We start from the raw sequence: 5,041 nt of genomic DNA, 5'->3' as shown, positions 1-5,041 counted from the left end.
GTGCCGGCCTGCTCGGCCTGCACGCGCACCACGTCCAGTTCGGCGATGTCGCCGGCGGCGAAGCGGCGCTGCGTGAGCCGCACCGTGCCGTCGTACGCGGCCACCGTCTCGCGCACCAGCGCGTGCTCGGCGTCGATGGCGCGCAGCGAAAGATAGGTCTGCGCCGTCTCGGCCTGCACCGCCAGCCGCGTGCTTTGCAGCAGCGCCTCGCGGCTTTGCGCGTCCAGCGACGCGGCGTCGCGCGTACGGGACAGCCGGCCGAACAGGTCCGGCTCCCACGACGCGCCGACACCGGCCTGCACCAGCGTGGCGGGCGCCGTGCCCTGCGCCGTGTTGGCGCCGGCCTGCCGGTTCGCGCCTGCCGAGAGCCCCAGCTGTGGCAGCCGGTCGGCCTGCGCCTGGCGCACCAGGGCGCGCGCCTGCGCCAGGCGTGCGGCCGCCTGCGCGATGTCGGTGTTGTTGGCGCCAGCGCGCAGCACCAGCCGTTCCAGCACCGGGTCGTTGAAGGCCTGCCACCAGGCACCGCGGTCGCGTGCCTCGGCGGGCTGGACAGTGGTCCAACGTGCGCCGTCGGCTTCCTTGAACTGCGCCGGCGTGTCCAGCGGCGCAGGCAGCGGCGGCAGGGTGGTGGCACAGCCGGCGGCGAACAGCGCGGCGGCCAGCACGGAGAGGGAAAGAATCTTCATCGGGCGTCCTTCGTTCGTGTCGCGCTTCATTCGTGTTCGTGGCGCGCGGCCGGCACGGGGCGGGCCACCGCACCGGAGCCGGACGGCGGCGTCTCGATGTGCACGGCGCGGCCGTGGTGCCGCAGCGGCCGGTTGCCGGCCATGGCGCGCAGGCCGACATAGAACACCGGCGTGAGGAACAGGCCGAAGGCCGTGACGCCGATCATCCCGGCGAACACCGCCACGCCCATGGCCTGGCGCATCTCCGAGCCCGCACCGCTGCTCAGCACCAGCGGCAGCACGCCCATCACGAACGCCAGCGATGTCATGAGAATCGGGCGCAGCCGCAGCCGGCTCGCTTCCATGGCCGCGTCCATCGGCGTGCGGCCGGCGAATTCCAGCTCGCGCGCGAACTCCACGATCAGGATCGCGTTCTTGGCCGAGAGCCCCACCAGCACCATTAGCCCGATCTGCGTGAACACGTTGCTGTCCCCGCCCGAAAGCCACACGCCGGTCATCGCGGCCAAGAGGCCCATCGGCACGATCAGGATGATCGACAGCGGCAGGGTCAGGCTCTCGTACTGCGCGGCCAGCACCAGGAACACCAGCAGGATCGCCAGCGGGAACACCCACACGGCGGAGTTGCCGGCCAGGATTTCCTGGTAGGTGAGGTCGGTCCACTCGAAGGCGATGCCGGGCGGCAGCGTCTCGGCGGCGATGCGTTCGATGGCCGCCTGCGCCTGGCCCGACGAAAAGCCCGGCGCGGCGCCGCCGTTGATGTCGGCGGCGAGGTAGCCGTTGTAGCGCATGGCGCGCTCCGGGCCGTGGCTGTCCTTGACCTTCATCAGCGCCGACAGCGGCACCATCTCGCCTGTGGCCGCGCGCACCTTCAGCTGGCCGATGTCCTCGGCGCGGGCGCGGTAGGGCGCGTCGGCCTGGGCACGGACGGAGTAGGTGCGGCCGAACTTGTTGAAGTCGTTGATGTAGAGGCTGCCCAGGTAGATCTGCAGCGTGTCGAAGATGTCGGTCACCGGCACGCCCAGCTGCCGCGCCTTGGTGCGGTCGATGTCGGCCCACAGCTGCGGCACGTTGACCTGCCAGCTGGTGAACAGGCCCGCCAGCTCCGGCGCCTGCCCGGCTTTCGCCATGAAGGCCTTCACCGCCGCGTCCATGGCTTCGTAGCCGAGCGAGCCGCGGTCTTCCAGCTCCAGCTTGAAGCCGCCGGTGGTGCCGATGCCGGCCACCGGCGGCGGCGGGAACATGACGATGAACGCATCCTGGATGCCCGAGAACGCCTGGTTCAGCTGGCCGGCGACGGCGCCGCCGCTCTGGTTGGCATGAGTGCGTTGCTCGAACGGCTTGAGCATGGCGAACACGATCCCCGAGTTCGAGCTGTTGGTGAAGCCGTTGATCGACAGGCCGGGGAACGCCAGCGTGCCTTCCACGTTGGGGTTCTTCTGCGCGATCTCGCCCATGCGGCGGATCACCGCCTCGGTGCGGTCCAGGGTGGCGCCGTCGGGCAGCTGCGCGAAGCCGATCAGGTACTGCTTGTCCTGCGCCGGCACGAACCCCGAGGGCACGGCCTTGAACAGGCCCAGCGTGGCCACCGCCAGCGCCAGGTACACGCCCAGCATCACGGCCTTGCGGCCCAGCACCTTGCGCACGCCGCCGCTGTAGGCCTCGGCGCCGCGGCCGAACAGCTTGTTGAAGCCGCGGAACAGCCAGCCGAAGGCGCGGTCCATGAAGCGGGTGAGCGCGTCTTTCGGCGCGTCGTGGCCGCGCAGCAGCAGCGCGGCAAGCGCCGGCGACAAGGTCAGCGAATTGATTGCGGAAATCACCGTGGAGATGGCGATCGTCACCGCGAACTGCCGGTAGAACTGCCCCGTCAAGCCGCTGATGAAGGCCAGCGGCAGGAACACCGCCACCAGCACCAGCGCGATGGCGACGATTGGTCCCGATACCTCGCGCATGGCCTGGTACGTCGCCTGCAGCGGGTTCAACCCGGCCTCGATGTTGCGCTCGACGTTCTCCACCACCACGATGGCGTCGTCCACCACGATGCCGATGGCCAGCACCAGCCCGAACAGGCTGAGCGCGTTGATCGAAAAGCCCAGCAGGTGCAGCACCGCGAAGGTGCCGATCACCGACACCGGCACCGCCAGCAGCGGGATGATGGAGGCGCGCCAGGTCTGCAGGAACAGGATCACCACCAGCACCACCAGGGCGATGGCTTCCAGCAGCGTGTGCACCACGGACTTGATGGAGGCGCGCACGAACTGCGTGGGGTCGTAGGCGATGCGGTATTCCACGCCCTCGGGCATGCTCTTGGCCAGCTCCTGCATGGTGGCGCGCACCTGCGCGGAGATCTCCAGCGCGTTGGAGCCGGGCGACTGGAACACGCCGATGCCGACGGCCGGGCTGTTGTTCAGGAGCGAGCGCAGCGAATAGTCGGCCGCGCCGAGTTCCAGCCGCGCCACGTCGCGCAGCCGCGTGATGGCGCCTTCGTCGGCCGCCTTGACGATGATGTCGCCGAACTCGGCCTCGTTCGTCAACCGGCCCTGCGCGTTGATCGACATCTGCGTGCCCACGCCGGGCAGGCCGGGCGACGCGCCCACCACGCCGGCGGCGGCCTGCACGTTCTCGCCGCGCACGGCGCGCACCACGTCGCCGGCCGACAGCCCGCGCTGCGCCACCTTCTGCGGGTCCAGCCAGATGCGCATGGCGTATTCGCCGCCGCCCCAGATGGCGACCTGGCCCGCGCCCTGGATGCGCGCGAGGCGGTCCTTGACGTTCAGCACCGCGTAGTTGCGCAGGTAGTCCATGCCGTAGCGGCCGTTGGGCGACACCAGGTGCACCACCATCGTGAGGTCGGGCGAGCTCTTCACGGTGGACAGGCCCAGGCGCCGCACTTCCTCCGGCAGGCGCGGCTCGGCCTGCGCCACGCGGTTTTGCACCAGCTGCTGCGCCTTGTCCACGTCGGTGCCCAGCTTGAAGGTGACGTTCAGCGTGAGCAGGCCGTCGGTGGTGGCCTGGCTGCTCATGTAGAGCATGCCTTCCACACCGTTGATGGCTTCCTCCAGCGGCGTGGCCACGGTCTCGGCGATCACCTTGGGGTTGGCGCCGGGGTAGTTGGCCCGCACCACCACGGTGGGCGGAACGACGTCCGGGTATTCCGAAATCGGCAGGCCGCGCAGCGCGAGCAGCCCCGCCAGGAAGATCAGCAGCGAGAGGACGCCGGCGAAGATCGGCCGGTCGATGAAGAATTTGGAGAAATTCACATCAGGCTCCGGTCACCGCCTGGGGCTGCAGCAATGCGCCGGGGCGCACGCGCTGCAGGCCGTTGACAACCACCCGCTCACCCGGCTTCAGGCCGCTGCGCACGACGCGCTGGCCGTCCACCGCCGCGCCCAGCGTCACCTCGCGGTACTCCGCCTTGTTGCCGGCGCCCACCACCAGCACGTACTTCTTGTCCTGGTCGGTGCCGATAGCACGCTCGCTCACCAGCAGCACGCGGCCGGCCTGCGGCTGGCCCATGCGGATGCGGGCGAACTGGCCGGGAATCAGCACGCCGTCCTTGTTGTCGAAGGCGGCACGCACGCGCACGGTGCCGCTCTTGGCGTCGACCTGGTGTCGATCAGCTGCAGCCGGCCGGTATGGCCCGCGTCGCCGGTGAGCGAGGTGCCCATGCGCACCGGAATGCGCTCGATCCGCTGGCGCGCGCTGGCGCCGCTGGGCAGGTCTTTCAAGGCGCGCACGATGGTCTGCTCGTCGGCGTCGAAGCTGGCGTAGATCGGGCTCACCGACACCAGCGTGGTCAGCACCGGCGCGCTTGGACCGGCCGCGACCAGGTTGCCGGCCGTGATCTCCAGCCGGCCGATGCGGCCCGACACCGGCGCGCGCACCTGCGTGTAGCCCAGGTTCAGCCGCGCGGACTGCAGCTGCGCCTGCGCGGCGCGCAGGTTGGCCTCGGCTTCGCGCTGCGCGTTCAGGCGCTCGTCCAGTTCACGCTGCGCGATCGCGCTTTCCTCCCACAGGCGCTTGGCGCGCGCGTTCTCGGTGGTGGCGTGCGCCAGCCGCGCCTGCGCCGCCGCCGCCTGGGCCGCGGCGCGTTCCGCTTCGGCCGCATACGGCGCGGGGTCGATGGTGATCAGCAGGTCGCCTTTCTTCACCAGCGCGCCTTCGCGAAAGTGCGCGGCCAGCACGGCGCCGGCCACGCGCGGGCGCACGTCCACACGCTCGACCGCTTCGAGCCGGCCGGAGAACTCGTCCCAGGTGGTGATCTCGCGTTCGTCCACCTGCGCCACGGCCACCGGCGTGGCGGGCGGCGCGCCCTGCGGGGCGCTGGCCTGCGCCATGGTGGCGCCCTGGCCGAACAC

Annotated in this window: 2 protein-coding genes and 1 pseudogene; all 3 read right to left on the bottom strand. The window is 70.7% G+C overall.

Annotation, left to right across the window (positions count from 1 at the left end):
- A partial coding sequence (locus tag H0U68_RS12735; protein WP_296356120.1) for a TolC family protein occupies positions 1 to 686 on the bottom strand: 686 nt, incomplete at its 3' end.
- Between the two features lie 26 nt (positions 687 to 712).
- Positions 713 to 3,943 carry a multidrug efflux RND transporter permease subunit gene (locus H0U68_RS12730; RefSeq protein WP_296356118.1) on the bottom strand — a complete coding sequence of 1,077 codons (3,231 nt, stop codon included), beginning with the start codon at positions 3,941 to 3,943 and terminating at the stop codon, positions 713 to 715.
- Between the two features lies 1 nt (position 3,944).
- Positions 3,945 to 5,041: pseudogene (locus H0U68_RS12725) on the bottom strand (efflux RND transporter periplasmic adaptor subunit); the annotation flags it as partial.

This window comes from Ramlibacter sp., from assembly GCF_013697775.1.
Taxonomy (GTDB): domain Bacteria; phylum Pseudomonadota; class Gammaproteobacteria; order Burkholderiales; family Burkholderiaceae_C; genus Ramlibacter.
The sequence above is the reverse complement of the archived record's forward strand: the minus strand, read 5'-3'. Positions and strand labels throughout refer to the sequence as shown.